Origin of the sequence: Streptomyces sp. NPDC046831 (assembly GCF_040645305.1) — a bacterium.
Lineage (GTDB): Bacteria > Actinomycetota > Actinomycetes > Streptomycetales > Streptomycetaceae > Streptomyces.
Genome location: NZ_JBEYXZ010000047.1, coordinates 1 through 14,218, shown reverse-complemented (window position 1 = coordinate 14,218; position 14,218 = coordinate 1). Strand labels below are relative to the sequence as shown.

General features: G+C 74.4%; 16 protein-coding genes. 8 read left to right on the top strand and 8 right to left on the bottom strand.

Going from position 1 to position 14,218, the window contains the following annotated elements; genetic code table 11:
* Nucleotides 1–34: 34 nt before the first annotated feature.
* Nucleotides 35–322 carry a hypothetical protein gene (locus ABZ920_RS28075; protein ID WP_361510760.1) on the bottom strand — a complete coding sequence of 96 codons (288 nt, stop codon included), beginning with the start codon at nucleotides 320–322 and terminating at the stop codon, nucleotides 35–37.
* Between the two features lie 21 nt (nucleotides 323–343).
* Nucleotides 344–541: a hypothetical protein gene (locus tag ABZ920_RS28070; protein ID WP_361510757.1), complete on the bottom strand. Its 198-nt coding sequence runs from the start codon at nucleotides 539–541 to the stop codon at nucleotides 344–346.
* Between ABZ920_RS28070 and ABZ920_RS28065 the strand changes: the two genes are divergently transcribed.
* Complete coding sequence (locus tag ABZ920_RS28065; RefSeq protein WP_361510754.1) at nucleotides 528–887, top strand: CAP domain-containing protein; 360 nt, start codon at nucleotides 528–530, stop codon at nucleotides 885–887. The genes ABZ920_RS28070 and ABZ920_RS28065 overlap by 14 nt on opposite strands.
* Before the next feature lie 490 nt (nucleotides 888–1,377).
* The gene (locus ABZ920_RS28060) at nucleotides 1,378–1,737 is read left to right on the top strand and encodes a DUF779 domain-containing protein (RefSeq protein ID WP_361510751.1); all 360 of its coding nucleotides are present in this window, start codon (nucleotides 1,378–1,380) and stop codon (nucleotides 1,735–1,737) included.
* A 109-nt stretch (nucleotides 1,738–1,846) separates the two neighbouring features.
* Here the strand turns inward: ABZ920_RS28060 and ABZ920_RS28055 are convergent, their stop codons facing one another.
* From ABZ920_RS28055 to ABZ920_RS28030, 6 genes are all read right to left on the bottom strand, one after another.
* On the bottom strand, nucleotides 1,847–2,041 hold the full coding sequence (locus ABZ920_RS28055; RefSeq protein ID WP_361510748.1) for a hypothetical protein: 195 nt from the start codon (nucleotides 2,039–2,041) through the stop codon (nucleotides 1,847–1,849).
* A gap of 102 nt (nucleotides 2,042–2,143) precedes the next feature.
* Nucleotides 2,144–3,007, bottom strand: a complete 864-nt coding sequence (locus tag ABZ920_RS28050) for a phosphatidylinositol-specific phospholipase C/glycerophosphodiester phosphodiesterase family protein (protein ID WP_361510745.1) — start codon at nucleotides 3,005–3,007, stop codon at nucleotides 2,144–2,146.
* Between the two features lie 366 nt (nucleotides 3,008–3,373).
* Nucleotides 3,374–4,465, bottom strand: a complete 1,092-nt coding sequence (locus ABZ920_RS28045; RefSeq protein WP_361510742.1) for an acyl-CoA dehydrogenase family protein — start codon at nucleotides 4,463–4,465, stop codon at nucleotides 3,374–3,376.
* Nucleotides 4,462–5,643: an acyl-CoA dehydrogenase family protein gene (locus ABZ920_RS28040; protein WP_361510858.1), complete on the bottom strand. Its 1,182-nt coding sequence runs from the start codon at nucleotides 5,641–5,643 to the stop codon at nucleotides 4,462–4,464. The genes ABZ920_RS28045 and ABZ920_RS28040 overlap by 4 nt, the downstream gene beginning before the upstream one ends.
* 8 nt (nucleotides 5,644–5,651) lie before the next feature.
* Nucleotides 5,652–6,629: an NADPH:quinone oxidoreductase family protein gene (locus ABZ920_RS28035; protein WP_361510740.1), complete on the bottom strand. Its 978-nt coding sequence runs from the start codon at nucleotides 6,627–6,629 to the stop codon at nucleotides 5,652–5,654.
* Nucleotides 6,630–6,921: 292 nt separating this feature from the next.
* On the bottom strand, nucleotides 6,922–7,494 hold the full coding sequence (locus ABZ920_RS28030) for an XRE family transcriptional regulator (RefSeq protein WP_361510737.1): 573 nt from the start codon (nucleotides 7,492–7,494) through the stop codon (nucleotides 6,922–6,924).
* Between the two features lie 237 nt (nucleotides 7,495–7,731).
* On the opposite strand from ABZ920_RS28030, the gene ABZ920_RS28025 reads away from it, so the two are divergent.
* The 6 genes from ABZ920_RS28025 (at nucleotide 7,732) to ABZ920_RS28000 (ending at nucleotide 14,070) form a co-directional block, all read left to right on the top strand.
* On the top strand, nucleotides 7,732–9,270 hold the full coding sequence (locus ABZ920_RS28025; protein WP_361510734.1) for an ATP-dependent DNA ligase: 1,539 nt from the start codon (nucleotides 7,732–7,734) through the stop codon (nucleotides 9,268–9,270).
* The gene (locus ABZ920_RS28020) at nucleotides 9,267–9,743 is read left to right on the top strand and encodes an NUDIX domain-containing protein (RefSeq protein ID WP_361510731.1); all 477 of its coding nucleotides are present in this window, start codon (nucleotides 9,267–9,269) and stop codon (nucleotides 9,741–9,743) included. The genes ABZ920_RS28025 and ABZ920_RS28020 overlap by 4 nt, the downstream gene beginning before the upstream one ends.
* A gap of 78 nt (nucleotides 9,744–9,821) precedes the next feature.
* Complete coding sequence (locus ABZ920_RS28015) at nucleotides 9,822–11,207, top strand: NADP-dependent succinic semialdehyde dehydrogenase (RefSeq protein WP_361510728.1); 1,386 nt, start codon at nucleotides 9,822–9,824, stop codon at nucleotides 11,205–11,207.
* A 25-nt stretch (nucleotides 11,208–11,232) separates the two neighbouring features.
* Entirely contained in the window at nucleotides 11,233–11,469 is a 237-nt protein-coding gene (locus ABZ920_RS28010) for a DUF6213 family protein (protein ID WP_361510725.1), read from the top strand.
* A gap of 904 nt (nucleotides 11,470–12,373) precedes the next feature.
* A complete protein-coding gene (locus tag ABZ920_RS28005; protein ID WP_361510722.1) occupies nucleotides 12,374–13,432 on the top strand; it encodes a type III polyketide synthase in 1,059 nt (352 codons plus the stop codon).
* Nucleotides 13,433–13,548: 116 nt separating this feature from the next.
* The gene (locus tag ABZ920_RS28000) at nucleotides 13,549–14,070 is read left to right on the top strand and encodes a cupin domain-containing protein (protein ID WP_361510855.1); all 522 of its coding nucleotides are present in this window, start codon (nucleotides 13,549–13,551) and stop codon (nucleotides 14,068–14,070) included.
* Nucleotides 14,071–14,218: the final 148 nt, after the last annotated feature.

Here is a 14,218-nt window from a genome sequence, read left to right as displayed (position 1 = left end):
GGTCACGCATGGGCAAGCATCGCAAAGACAAGCACTACCGACGGATAGTCATCGCCGCCGCCGCCGTGGGCGCCGTGGCGATACCGTCCGTCGCCATGGCCTGCACGGATTGGGGGAACAGCGGCAGCACTCGGGCGGACGGCGGGAGCGCACCGTCCCAGCGTGCCGAGCCGGTCGCGGCCAAGGGCTGGTGGAACGACTCGGACTGGAACCGGAACCGGACCACCGGCGGGGACGGCACACCGACGGCGTCGCCGACGCCGAGCGCCTCCGCGAAGCCGGCGAAGGCCGCCGCGCCGAAGCACCGGACCCCCGCGTCCACCCACCCGCACCGGAGGGCAGCTCACCAGGAGCGGAGCACGGCCCCGTCCGGCGCTCCGAAGGCCACCACCCCCTCGGCCCCCACGTCGCCGAGCACCCCGAAGGCCACCACCGCGCCGGCGAGCACGCCCAAGGCCACCACCGCGCCGGCGAGCACGCCGACGGCCACGGCCACGGCCACCGCGTCCGGGGCCACCGCGCGCGTCGTGGAACTGGTCAACGCCGAGCGCAGCAAGGTCGGCTGCGCGCCCCTGACCGTCAACGCGACGCTGACCAAGGCCGCCCAGGCCCACAGCGAGGACATGGCGGCGCACCGGAACATGTCGCACACCGGGTCCGACGGGTCCTCCCCGGGCGACCGCATCACGCGCGCCGGCTACACCTGGAGCACCTACGGCGAGAACGTCGCCTACGGTTACGCCACTCCGGAGAAGGTGATGGCGGGCTGGATGTCCAGCCCCGGCCACAAGGCCAACATCCTCAACTGCGGGTTCAAGGAGATCGGCGTCGGCCTCGCACAGCCCGGCGACTACTGGACCCAGGACTTCGGCACCACCCGGTCGTAGCCGCGGGCAGCGATCCGGTGCGGGACTTTTCACCCACCCGCGCGACTGATCGCGTCCCACCGCAACGGGGCCGCCCTCTCCATGAGGGGCGGCCCCGCCGCGCGTTCACCAGCCGGCTTCACGGTGCAGCCGTCGCTCGGTGCTGCAGATGAACCATGTACCCGGCCGCAACGGTCGTGTACGGGCGTTGTACGGGTACGGGTTTGCGCTCTGCGGCAGGCTGCGGTCACAGGCCCTTCGTGGCGCTAGCGGCGGGACGCGCCGTGCGGGGCTGCTGAGCGCAGCCCCGCACGGATTCGGGAGTTCGACCGGGGCTCGCTCGCGTCACCCGGGGTGAGACGGGCGAGCCCGTGGCCGTGCGGGGCGCCCTCCGGGCGCGGCCCGTCAGCGGCGGGCGCGGGTCCCGGGAAGCGGGCCGCTGCAACGTCCTCGCAACCCCTGGGCCGGTTGTCTCGGTCCGACGGCTTCCGTGCGGCGAAGGACGGCGACGATGTACGAGGAGTTCCCGCGTGTCGAGCTCACCCCCGCGGCCGCCGGCCTGGTGCGGCGGCTGAGCCGGACCCACGGCCCGCTGATGTTCCACCAGTCCGGCGGCTGCTGCGACGGCAGCGCCCCGATGTGCTACCCGGAGGGCGAGTTCCGCACCGGTGACGCGGACGTGCTGCTCGCCGAGCTGGAGGTCGAGGGCGTCGAGCGGCCGGTGGCGTTCTGGATGTCGCGCAGCCAGTACGCGGTGTGGAGCCACACCCGGCTGATCGTCGACGTGGTGCCCGGCCGGGGCAGCGGCTTCTCGCTGGAGGCGCCCGAAGGAGTGCGTTTCCTCCTGCGCTCCCGCGTCGTCGGCGCCTGACCACCGGGCGCGGGACGGCCGTCCGGCGCACGTGCCGGACGGCTCGTTGCGCGCCGGACCACCGCGGCGGGCCCACCGGCGCCCGGCGCGCCCCGCCGCCTCGTGAGTGTCACGGGCGCAGGCTGCTGACGAGTTCCGCGGTCGCCGAGAGCCCCTCGTGGATGGTCGGCGCCATGCTGGAACCGGCCAGGAAGAAGCCGAGGAGGACGCAGACCAGGGCGTGCGAGAACTTCAGGGCGCCGTTGCGGACGAAGACCACCACAAGGATCAGGAGCAGCAGCACCACCGAGATGGAAATGGCCATCGTCAACCTCCTCCGCCACGCCCGCTTCGCGGCGTTCGCCCGCAAGTGTGGCGCAGCGGAGTGTCGGCCGGGGCGGCTGACGTGTCCGCCGAACGTGTGGTTCTACCCGCGTGCGCGGGCGTCCAGGAACCGCTCCAGCCCGGCGAGGTCGTCGGTGTTGAGGTGGTCGACGCCGGCGGCGAGCAGTTCCGTCCACAGCGCGTCGCGGGCGGGCCCGGCGGTGTCCGGGGTGGCCCAGAACCGCACCCGCTGCCCGTGCGCGTGCGCCTCGGCGACGATGCCGCGCAGCCTGCGGCGCTCGGCGTCCGGGAACGGGCCGTCGCCCAGCCAGGTGAAGTTGAGGGTCCAGTTGTCGCTGACGAGCGGGAGGAACGAGGCGGGCGCCGGACCGCCGAGGTCGGCGAGCCGGCCGTCGTAGAAGGCGCGGCGCACGCGCTGCGCCGCCATGGGCGCGCGGGCGCCGCGGTCGCCGGAGACCACGGCCGTGACCGGTCCGGGGTGGACACGTCCGTGCGCGTAGGTCGTGAACAGGTGCGGGTAGCGGCTGAGGTGCCGGTCGAGTTCCCGGTACGTGGCGGCGCCCTCGGTCTTGATGTCGACGAGGAGTTGCAGGGGGCGGCGCCAACCGCGGTGGACGGTGCCGTGGTTGGCCCGGACGCGGGCGGCCAGCGGGTCCAGGTAGAGGGATTCGAGGGTGCGGCGCGGATCGAGGTCGACCGGGTCGTGGGCGACGAGGAGCTGGTCGCCGACCAGGTAGATGTCGGCCTCGACGCTGGCGAAGCGGTGGTCCAGCGCGTCGAGGAGGGGGCGCGGGTGCTCGTAGTCGTTGTGCGCGTGGGCGTGCCACAGCGGCCGGGGACCGCGGTGGCCGCCGGCCGCGGACGCGCGCGCGGCGGGCAGGGCGACCGCGCCGGTGAGGGCGGCGCCGAGGGTGGTGAGGGCTCTGCGTCGGGTGGTGAGGGCCATGCGCTGCCTCCCTGGAGGTGCCGTACGGGACCTTCAGGGAGTATGGAGCCCTCACCAGCCGAAGTAGCCATGTGCGCCGGGGAGTTGGCCGGATCGCCGCCGCCCGTTCACTTCGTGTCGCGGGCGTGCCCGAGCGGGGCCCGTCGTCCGGATCGGGCCGGCTGTGAGGCGCCGTGCTCTCGGCCGGCCCGGGCGGGGTCCGGGGCGTGCGGCGGCGGGGCGGAGGCGGGCGCCGGCTGCTGAACGCCGGCGACCGGCGGTGACGTGGCAGATGTGCGCACCGGGCCCCGCGACGCCGGGGTGGTCCGCCCGACAGGGCTCGGCCAGGCCCGCCCGGGTGCCGGGCGGGCCTGTGCGCGGCGTGCGTCAGGGGGCCTGGAGGTCGACCAGGCCGGCCAGCGCCTCGCGGTGGGCGCCCGCCGTGCCGTAGGCGATCGAGTCCGCCTTGGCGCGCTTCAGGTAGAGGTGGACCGGGTGCTCCCACGTCATGCCGATGCCGCCGTGCAGTTGCAGGGCCTCCTCGGCGGCGTGGACGGCGACGGGCGCCGCGTAGGCCTGGGCGACGGCGACCGCCACGTCGACGTCCTCGCCCTTCGCGAGCGCGTCCGCGGCGTTCCGGGCGGCGGCGCGCAGGTTCACGACCTCCAGCCACAGCTGGGCCAGCCGGTGCTTGAGGGCCTGGAAGCCGCCGACGGGCCGGTTGAACTGCTTGCGCTCCTTCAGGTACCGGACCGTCTCCGTCAGTGCCCACTCCGCGACACCGAGCTGCTCGGAGGCCAGCAGCCCCGCCCCGGCGCGCAGCGCCCGTCGTACGGCGGGTGCCGCCTCGCCCAGGCGACGGGCCGGAGCGCCGGTGAGGGTGACGGTCGCCAGGGGCCGGGTCAGGTCGAGGGAGACCTGCGGGGTCACCGTCACGGCGACCGTGTCCACGGCGTAGAGCGCGCCGTCGTCGGCCGGCACGAGCAGGACGTCGGCCACGGCGGCGTCGGCGATCGCCGTCAGCTCGCCGTGCAGCAGGCCGTCCTCGGCACGGGCGGAGGCGTGCGCGGCGCCCGCGGCGGTGTGCAGGCCGACGGCCAGGGCGCCGACGGCGCGTCCGGACGCCAGGCGGGACAGCAGTTCGGCGGCCTCGTCGCCCTCGCACGCCAGCAGGGCCTCGGTGGCGACCACGGCGCTGGTCAGGTAGGGCACGGGCGCCACCGCCCGGCCGAGCTCCTCCAGCACCACGGCGGCCTCCCGGTGCGTGGCGCCCTGTCCACCCCGCTCCTCGGGCACCAGGAGGCCGGCCAGCCCCATGCCCTCGGCGAGCGACTTCCACGCGGCGAGGTCGTGGGGGGCGCCGGACTCGGAGCGCGCGATGACGCCCGCCGGGTCGCAGTGGTCGCCGAGCAGGTCCCGGACGGCGGCGCGCAGCGCCTCTTCCTCCTCCGAGTACAGCAGATCGGGCTGTGCGCTCATCGGGCCAGGTCCTTCCATGCGACGTCCTTGTCGGTGCGCGGCTCGGGGGGCAGGCCCAGGACGCGCTCGGCGACGATGTTCAGCAGGACCTCCGTGGTCCCGCCCTCGATGCTGTTGCCCTTGGACCTCAGGTAGCGGTAGCCGGCGTCACGGCCGGTGAAGTCCACGAGCTCGGGCCGGCGCATGGTCCAGTCGTCGTACAACAGGCCCTCCTCGCCGCGCAGTTCCACCTCCAGGCCGCTGATCTCCTGGTTGAGGCGGGCGAAGGCGAGCTTCATCGCGGAGCCCTCGGGCCCGGGTTGTCCGGCCACGAGCTGCTGGCGCAGCCGCTCGCCGGTGAGGCGGGCGACCTCGGCCTCGACCCACAGTCCCAGCAGTCGCTGGTGGAGGTCGTGGGTGCGCAGTTCGGGGCGTTCGCGCCAGGTCTTCGAGACCGGGCCGATCATGCCGCCCTCGCGGGGCAGGCGCATGCCGCCGATGGACACGCGCTCGTTCATGAGCGTGGTCTGCGCGACCCGCCAGCCGTCGCCCACCTCGCCGAGCCTGCGCTCGTCCGGGACGGCGACGTCGGTGAGGAAGACCTCGTTGAACTCGGCCTCGCCGGTGACCTGGCGCAGGGGCCGCACCTCGACCCCGGGGTCGGTCATGTCGCAGATGAAGTAGGTGATGCCCCGGTGCTTGGGCACGGCCGGGTCGGTGCGGGCGATCAGGATGGCCCAGCGGGCGAGGTGGGCGCTGGACGTCCACACCTTCTGCCCGTTGACCACCCAGCCGTCGCCCTCGCGGACCGCGCGGGTGCCGAGCGCGGCGAGGTCGGAGCCCGCGCCCGGCTCGCTGAACAGCTGGCACCAGACCTCCTCCCCCGTCCACAGCGGCCTGAGGTAGCGGCGCTTCTGCTCCTCGGTGCCGTAGCGCAGGATCGTCGGCGCGGCCATGCCGAGGCCGATGCCGATGCGCCGGGGGTCGTTGTCGGGGGCGCCCGCGGCCTCCAGCTCGGCGTCGACGACGGCCTGCAGGGAGCGCGGGGCGCCGAGACCGCCGAGGCCCTCGGGATAGTGCACCCAGGCGAGCCCGGCGTCGAACCGGGCCCTGAGGAAGTCCAGGCGGTCGGTGCTCGCGGGCGGGTGGGCGGCCAGCAGCTCGCGGGTGCGGCGGCGCAGTTCCGCCGCGTCGACCAGGGTGTCCGTCATGCGGTGGCTCCGTTCTCCAGCGAGGGCAGGACGGCGATACGGCCGGTGGTCACGCCGTCGGCGACGCGCTGGACGGCGGCCGCGGCGCCGTCCAGCGGCACCCGCTCGCTCACCAGCGGCCTGATCGCGCCCCGGGCGGCCAGGTCGGTGAGCTGTTCGTGGCAGTGCTGGACCAGCTCGGGGTTCTTGGTGTTGTACAGGCCCCAGTGCAGGCCGAGGATCGCGTAGTTCTTCACCAGGGCGTGGTTGAGCGCGGGGCTGGGGATCGTGCCGCTCGCGAAGCCGACGACCACGATGCGGCCCTCGAAGGCGACCACCTTGGCGGACTGGGCGTAGGCCGTGCCGCCGACCGGGTCGTAGATCACGTCGGCGCCCCGGCCTCCGGTGGCCTCCTTCACCGCGGCGACCACGTCCTCGGTCCGCCGGTCGATCACCACGTCGCAGCCGAGTTCGCGGGCCACGGCGGCCTTGCCGGCGCCGCCGACGACGCCGATGACCCTCGCGCCGGCCGCCTTGCCGAGCTGTACGGCGGCGCTGCCGACGCCACCGGCCGCGGCGTGCACGAGCAGGGTCTCGCCGGCCTCCAGGCGGGCCCGGCGGTGCAGACCGAACCAGCCCGTCTGGTAGCCGATGTGCAGCGCGGCCGCCTCGGCGTCGTCCAGGGCGTCCGGAGCGGGCAGCAGGGCGGCCGCGTCGGCGACGGCGTACTCGGCGAAACCGCCGTACGGCAGCGCCGGGTTGGCGATCACCCGTCGCCCGTCCTCGGTCTCGCCGCAGATCTCGACGCCCGGGGTGAAGGGCAACGGGGGCCGGACCTGGTACTGGCCGCGGCACAGCAGCGCGTCGGGGAAGTTGATGTTCGCGGCGCGCACCTTCAGCAGGACCTGGCCCGCACCGGGCGCCGGCGGCTCGGTCTCCTCGAGCCGCATCACCTCGCTCGGCTCACCGTTCTCGTGCACTCGCCATGCCTGCATGCGCCGCCTCCACGGGACTGCGTCGTCTGACCGGGGTCGACGGCATACTAAGCGGTCGCTTGCCGATCAGGGAACCGTCGCGTGCGTCATACCGCGGATACACGTCGTTACCTGCGTCACGCGGCGGACGCCGGCAGGCCGGCCCGCCGGGCGCCGGCCGCCACCGCAGCCGTGCGCCACCCGCGGGGTACGGCCCGCCGTGCCCCGCGCGCGCCGGTACCGACCGCCCCGCGCGCCGGCGCGGACGCGGCCCGCCGCGCGCACCCCGGGCGCACGCACCAGGGGCAGGCCGTCACGCGCGCCTGGGCCGTGCCCGGACGTGCATCCGCTCCCCTTGCGGGCCGAAGAGGCTCAGGAACTCCGCCGGCCCCTCCCCCGTCGACCCGAACCAGTGCGGCACGCGCGTGTCGAACTCGGCCGCCTCCCCGGCCGTCAGCACGACGTCGTGCTCGCCGAGGACGAGCCGGAGTCTGCCCGAGAGCACGTAGAGCCACTCGTAGCCCTCGTGCGAGCGCGGGTCGGGGTCGCGTCTGCGCCGCGGTTCCAGCACCTTGAAGGCTTGGAGCCCGCCGGGCTGCCGGGTCAGCGGCCAGTGGGTGCGGCCGTCCCGCACGATCGGCTCGGCGCGCACCCGGGGATCGCCGACCGGCGGGGCGCCCACCAGTTCGTCCAGCGCCACCTGGTGGGCCCGCGCGATCGGGAGCAGCAGTTCGAGGCTGGGCCTGCGCAGGCCGGACTCCAGCCGGGAGAGGGTGCTGACGGAGATGCCCGTCGCCTCGGACAGGGCGGCCAGGGTCACCTCCCGCTCCTTGCGGAGCCGCCGCAGCCTCGGGCCCACGCCCGCCAGCACGTCGTCGGTACTCATGACCGCATTGCAGATTCGGCAAAGGCGTTTGTCAAGGTCGCACGGGCCGGGCGGCGCCTTCCCGGGAGCCGGCGACCACCACGGCCGCGGCGCCGACGGCGGCCACCGCGGCCGGAGGCGGCCGTCCGGCACGCCGGCCGTCGCGCCGTGCGCCGTGCGCCGTGCGCCGTGCGCCCGGGGCGGATCCGTCCGGCACGCCCAGGTGTGAAGCCCCCGCCCGCGTAGCACGATGACTGCATGTTGCTGATCCGGTTGGCACGTGTGTCCCAGGAGGTCGCCGCCACCTCGGCACGGTCCCGGAAGATCGCTCTGCTCGCGGAGCTGTTCCGGGCCGCCGAGGCGGAGGACGTGCCGATCGTCATCCCGTATCTGGCGGGGCGCCTGCCGCAGGGGCGGATCGGTGTGGGGTGGAAGGTGCTGGGCCGGCAGGTCGCCCCGGCCGCCGAGCCGACGCTGACCGTACGGGAGGTGGACGCCGTGCTGTCGGAGCTGGGCAAGGTGTCCGGCACCGGTTCGCAGGGCGAACGGGCCCGGATCGTCGGCGCGTTGATGGCCGCGGCCACCGAGGACGAGCAGCGGTTCCTGCGGGGGCTGCTGACCGGCGAGGTCCGGCAGGGCGCCCTGGACGCGCTCGCCGTCGAGGGGCTGGCCGAGGCCACCGGCGCCGGCGCGGCGGACGTGCGGCGGGCGGTGATGCTGGCCGGGTCCCTGCAGACGGTGGCCCGGGCCCTGCTCGCCGACGGGCCCGCGGCCCTGGACCGCTTCCGGCTGACCGTCGGCCGTCCCGTGCTGCCGATGCTGGCGCACAGCGCCTCCTCGGTGGCCGAGGCGGTCGGCAAGCTCGGCGCGTGCGCCGTGGAGGAGAAGCTGGACGGCATCCGGGTGCAGGTCCACCGGGACGGAGACGCGGTACGTGTGCACACCCGCACCCTCGACGACATCACCGACCGGCTGCCCGAAGTGACGTCGGCGGCCCTGAAGCTGGCGGGCGAGCGGTTCATCCTGGACGGCGAGGTCATCGCCTTCGGCCCCGACGGGCGTCCGCGCTCCTTCCAGGAGACCGCCGGCCGGGTCGGCTCGCGCATGGACGTCGCGACGGCCGCCGAGGCGGTCCCCGTCTCCCCCGTCTTCTTCGACGTGCTGTCGGTCGACGACCGCGACCTGCTCGACCTGCCGTTCGCCGAGCGGCACACCGAGCTGGCCCGGCTGGTCCCGGAACCCCTGCGGGTGCGCCGGACGCTGGTGTCCGGGCCGGAGGAGGCCGACGAGGCCGAGCGGTTCCTCGCGCGGACCCTGGAGCGCGGGCACGAGGGCGTCGTGGTGAAGTCCCTGGACGCGCCCTACAGCGCCGGCCGGCGCGGCGCCTCGTGGCTGAAGGTCAAGCCCGTGCACACCCTCGACCTCGTCGTCCTCGCCGCCGAATGGGGCCACGGCCGCCGCACCGGCAGGCTGTCCAACCTGCACCTGGGCGCCCGCACCGCCGACGGCGGCTTCGCCATGCTCGGCAAGACCTTCAAGGGCATGACCGACGCGATGCTGGCCTGGCAGACCGAGCGGCTCGGGGAACTCGCCGTGCAGGAGCACCGCTGGGGGGTCACCGTGCGCCCGGACCTCGTCGTCGAGATCGCCTACGACGGCCTGCAGCGCTCCTCGCGCTACCCGGCCGGCGTCACCCTCCGTTTCGCGCGGGTCCTGCGCTACCGCGAGGACAAACGGCCTGACGAGGCCGACACGGTCGAGGCCCTGCTGGCCGCGCACCCGCACGTGCGGCCGTGACCGGGGCGCGGAGGGCCCGGCGCAGCGCCGGACTGCTGCTGTTCCGGCGCACCGGCGACGGCCCGGAGGTCCTGCTCGGCCACATGGGCGGCCCGTTCTTCGCCCGGCGGGACGCCGGGGCGTGGACCGTGCCGAAGGGGGAGTACGAGGAGGACGAGCCCGCCTGGGAGGCCGCCCGCCGCGAATTCCGGGAGGAGCTGGGGCTGGAGCCGCCCGACGGCGAGGCGGTGCCGCTCGGCGAGGTCCGGCAGGCCGGCGGCAAGACCGTCACGGTGTGGGCGGTCGAGGGCGACCTCGACCCGGCGGCGGTCGTCCCCGGCACGTTCGTGATGGAGTGGCCGCCGCGCTCGGGACGCACGCGGGAGTTCCCGGAGCTCGACCGGGTGGCCTGGTTCGGCCTGGACCGGGCCCGTGAGGCGATCGTCAAGGCCCAGAGCGCGTTTCTCGACCGGCTGGCCGAGCACCCGCACTGAGAAGGCGACCACGCGTTGCGGTCCCCACCGCGGCGCGGGAAGGTCGAAGCACAGCCCGCTCCCAGGGAGGTGGCAGCCATGGCCATCGCAACGGTGAATCCGGCCAACGGCGAGACACTCAAGACGTACGAGGCCATGGGCGAGGAGGAGATCGAGCGCCGGCTCCAGCTCGCCGAGGCCACGTTCCGCACGTACCGTTCGACGTCGTTCGCCGAGCGGGCCCGGCTGATGAACCGGGCCGCGGACCTGCTGGAGGAGGACCAGGAAGAGATCGGCCGTGTCGTGACCACCGAGATGGGCAAGCCGGTCAAGCAGGCCCGCGCGGAGGCGGCGAAGTGCGCGAAGGCGATGCGCTGGTACGCCGCGCACGCCGAGGAGCTGCTCGCCGACGAGGAGCCCGCCGAGGCCGACGTGCACGACTCCGGCGCCTCGCGGGCCTTCGTGCGCTACCGCCCGCTCGGGCCGGTGCTCGCGATCATGCCCTGGAACTTCCCGCTGTGGCAGGTGGTCCGCTTCGCGGCGCCCGCGCTGATGGCGGGCAACGTGGGTCTGCTCAAGCACGCCTCGAACGTGCCGCAGACCGCCCTGTACCTGGAGGACCTCTTCCTCCGTGCGGGCTTCCCCGAGGGCTGCTTCCAGACGCTGCTCGTCGGCTCGTCCGCGATCGACGGCATCCTGCGCGACGACCGCGTGAAGGCGGCCACCCTCACCGGCAGCGAGCCGGCGGGCCGGGCCGTCGCCGCCACCGCCGGGGACGTGATCAAGAAGACGGTGCTGGAGCTGGGCGGCAGCGACCCGTTCGTCGTGATGCCGTCCGCCGACCTCGACCGGGCCGCCGAGGTGGCGGTGACCGCGCGGGTGCAGAACGCCGGGCAGTCGTGCATCGCGGCCAAGCGGTTCATCGTGCACACGGACGTCTACGACGCCTTCGCCGAGCGCTTCGTGGAGGGCATGAAGGCGCTCAGGATCGGGGACCCGCTGGAGGAGGACACGGAGGTCGGGCCGCTCTCCAGCGAGCGGGGGCGGGCGGACCTCGAGGAGCTGGTCGAGGATGCCAGGCGTGCCGGAGCGAAGGTGCTGTGCGGTGGCGAGCGGCCCGACGGGCCCGGCTGGTACTACCCCCCGACCGTCCTGGCCGGCATCACCCCCGAGATGCGCATCCACCGCGAGGAGACGTTCGGTCCGGTCGCCACGCTGTACCGGGTGGAGGACCTGGACGAGGCGGTGCTGACCGCCAACGACTCGCCGTTCGGGCTCAGTTCGAACGTGTGGACGCTGGACGAGAACGAGGTGGTCCGGTTCGTGCGGGACCTGGAGGCGGGCGGCGTGTACGTCAACGGGATGACGGCTTCCCACCCGGCGCTCCCGTTCGGCGGTGTGAAGCGGTCGGGCTACGGGCGTGAGCTGTCCGGGCACGGAATCCGGGAGTTCTGCAACATCACCACGGTATGGCACGGAGCGTGAGGCTTCCGCGGCTACGATCCTTTTTGTGAACCGCGAAGTGACTCTGCCTCTGATCGTCGACGACCGCGGTACCTTGCAGGTGGCCGCGGCCGACGTGAGCAAGCTGCTGCGCACGGTGGGCGGACGGTGGGTGCGTCTGGTCGAGGCCGGGCAGGAGGGTCTGGACGAGGACACCGTCGCGGCCCTCACCATCGAACTCGCCAAACTGGCCGATCGCATCGACGTGGCCTGCATCGCGCACAGCAGCGGCAAGACCGGCTAGTACGCGGACGCTTCCTGCCGCGGCCCCGTCGCCCTCGCAGGACGCGGAGGGCGCCGACGCGCAACGCCGGTGACCGGCCGGAGCGCGGCAGGAGTGCCGCCGGCGCGACCACCACGGTCCGGCAGCCCGTCCCGTCCGGAAGGCGCGAAGCAGCCACCCGGTCCAGGAGCGGGCCGCTCCCGCTAGGCGCGAAGCCCGGCCACTGTGGCACGGCGGCCGGCCCGCCCCCGAAGGCGGCGGAAGCAGGGCGCGTGCCGCGGACCGGAGGCCCCGGAGCGGATCGCGCTCCGGGGCCTCGGCTCGCGTCGCCGTCAGCCTCCCGGTTCCTCGATCGCGCCGCGTCCGGCCCTGAAAAGGACCGCCCTCCTCCCCCTCGGCTCCCGTCCGAGCGGGCGTGGCCGGAGCCCGGCCGAGCGGCCGCCGCCCGTCGGCGGCCACCGCCTCACTCCGAGCCGCCGCGGGGACGACGTGCGCGCGATTGCCGCGTCACGGCGGCACCACCGGAGCGCCGGCTTCGGCCGGCCGGCGGTACGGCCGGCCGGCGGTACGTTGCGCCGGATGCAGCAGCCTGGGCCGGCCGGCGGTTGTCACCCACCCGGGCCGGGGGCCGGGCGCCGGGCGCCGGGCCGGGCGGGTGCCGCCCCGCACGACCAGCCACGACAGCCGGTTGGCCTGCGGCTTCGCGGCGCAGCGCCCCCGGATCGCCGCCCGGGGTTCCCCTGCCGCCGTCCTCCTCACGTACTCCGTTCGTGGAGCGTCCCGGGCCCACTCCGGCCCCGCCGGGGTGTCCCCGGATTGGAGTAGTCCGGCGAGAGATCGTCGCTCTCCCGAGTGATCGTGGGTGGACCAGACCACCTTCTGAGCGGAGGGCCATGGCTCTCCCGGAGGCGAAAGCAGGCGAGGCATGGCGACCTTGTGCAGACCCTCGGTGTCCGTCCCAGAGCACGTCATCACGATGGAGGAGACGCTGGAGCTCGCGCGCTCGCGCCACGCGGACCACCCACAACTCCCGCTGGCCCTCCGGCTGATCGAGAACACCGGTGTGCGCACCCGGCACATCGTCCAGCCCATCGAGGAGACCCTGGAGCACCCCGGCTTCGAGACCCGCAACAAGATCTACGAGGCCGAGGCCAAGGCCCGCGTCCCCGAGGTGATCCAGCGCGCGCTCGACGACGCGGAACTGCTCACCACGGACATCGATGTCATCATCTACGTCTCGTGCACGGGCTTCATGATGCCCTCGCTCACGGCGTGGCTGATCAACGAGATGGACTTCGACAGCACCACCCGGCAGATACCCATAGCCCAGCTGGGCTGTGCGGCGGGCGGCGCGGCCATCAACCGGGCCCACGACTTCTGCACGGCCTACCCGAACGCCAACGCGCTGATCGTGGCCTGTGAGTTCTGCTCGCTGTGCTACCAGCCCACCGACCTCGGCGTCGGCTCCCTGCTCTCCAACGGCCTGTTCGGTGACGGCATCGCCGCCGCCGCGGTCCGCGGCACGGGCGGCACCGGCGTCCGGCTCGAACGCAACGGTTCGTACCTGATCCCCAAGACGGAGGACTGGATCGCGTACGACGTCCGGGAGACCGGCTTCCACTTCCTGCTGGACAAGCGGGTACCCACCACCATGGAACCGCTCGCCCCGGCTCTGCAGGACCTCGCGAACATGCACCAGTGGAACGCGTCCGACCTGGACTTCTACATCATCCACGCGGGCGGGCCGCGCATCCTCGACGACCTCAGCAGGTTCCTGCGGGTCGAGCCGTGCGCGTTCCGGTTCAGCCGGGCCACGCTCACCGAGTACGGCAACATCGCCAGCGCCGTCGTGCTGGACGCGCTGCGCCGGCTGTTCGACGACGGCGGCGCCGAGGACGGCGCGCGCGGGCTGCTCGCCGGCTTCGGTCCCGGCATCACCGCGGAGATGTCCCTCGGTCGCTGGACCCGCGGAGGGGCGGCATGACCCGGGAGACACTCGCCGGGGCCCTGCCGCCGCCCTCCGGCTCGGGCGCGCCGGTCCGCGGGCCCGAGGCTCCGCCCGTGACGTGGTGAGGTGCGATGACCGCGATCGAGGAACCGATGCCGTCGACCGACGGGCTGCTGGTGCCTCCGGGCCACGGCCGCGTCGTGGAGACGCCCGCCCAGCGCGTGACCTTCAAGGTGACCGGCTCGCACTCGCGGATGGCCTCCACCTTCGAGGTGGAGGTTCCGCCCGGGTTCGACGTGGGCGCCCATGTGCACACGCGCAGCGAGGAGTTGTTCTACGTGCTGGAGGGCGAGCTGGACGTGCTGGCCTTCGAGCCGCGGATCCGGACCCCCGACCACTGGCAGAAGTGGGAGTCCCGGTCGGGCAACCGGGTGGTGCGGGCCGGTCCGGGGACGGTCATCGTCGTGCCGCCCGGCTGCCCGCACGCGTTCGCGAACCCGACGGACACCCCGGCGCGGATGTTCTTCCAGGCGTCCCCGCCGCCCGACCACGAGCGGTACTTCGAGGAGCTGCTGGAGATCCTGGGTGACGGGGGCCCGCCGGACCACGCGGCGATCGAGGAACTGCGCAAGCGGTACGACATCGAGCAGCTCACGCCCCTGAGGCATCGGTGAGCCGTTCCCCGTGACGGGCGCGGGCCGGCTGCGTGCTGCGGCCGGGCCGGGCCGCGCGGGCGCGGGGCGGGCCCCCCGCGCCGGCCCCCGGGCGCCCCCCCCCGCCCCCCGGCACCCCGGCGGGCCCGGGGCGGCGGCCCCCCCCCCC

What these genes read in the sequence shown, in the direction of transcription:
- ABZ920_RS28060 (WP_361510751.1), top strand. Translation starts at nt 1,378, where the DNA reads ATGTACGAGGAGTTCCCGCGTGTCGAGCTCACCCCCGCGGCCGCCGGC.
- ABZ920_RS28055 (WP_361510748.1), bottom strand. Translation starts at nt 2,041, where the DNA reads ATGGCCATTTCCATCTCGGTGGTGCTGCTGCTCCTGATCCTTGTGGTG.
- ABZ920_RS28050 (WP_361510745.1), bottom strand. Translation starts at nt 3,007, where the DNA reads ATGGCCCTCACCACCCGACGCAGAGCCCTCACCACCCTCGGCGCCGCC.
- ABZ920_RS28045 (WP_361510742.1), bottom strand. Translation starts at nt 4,465, where the DNA reads ATGAGCGCACAGCCCGATCTGCTGTACTCGGAGGAGGAAGAGGCGCTG.
- ABZ920_RS28035 (WP_361510740.1), bottom strand. Translation starts at nt 6,629, where the DNA reads ATGCAGGCATGGCGAGTGCACGAGAACGGTGAGCCGAGCGAGGTGATG.
- ABZ920_RS28030 (WP_361510737.1), bottom strand. Translation starts at nt 7,494, where the DNA reads ATGAGTACCGACGACGTGCTGGCGGGCGTGGGCCCGAGGCTGCGGCGG.
- ABZ920_RS28025 (WP_361510734.1), top strand. Translation starts at nt 7,732, where the DNA reads ATGTTGCTGATCCGGTTGGCACGTGTGTCCCAGGAGGTCGCCGCCACC.
- ABZ920_RS28015 (WP_361510728.1), top strand. Translation starts at nt 9,822, where the DNA reads ATGGCCATCGCAACGGTGAATCCGGCCAACGGCGAGACACTCAAGACG.
- ABZ920_RS28005 (WP_361510722.1), top strand. Translation starts at nt 12,374, where the DNA reads ATGGCGACCTTGTGCAGACCCTCGGTGTCCGTCCCAGAGCACGTCATC.
- ABZ920_RS28000 (WP_361510855.1), top strand. Translation starts at nt 13,549, where the DNA reads ATGCCGTCGACCGACGGGCTGCTGGTGCCTCCGGGCCACGGCCGCGTC.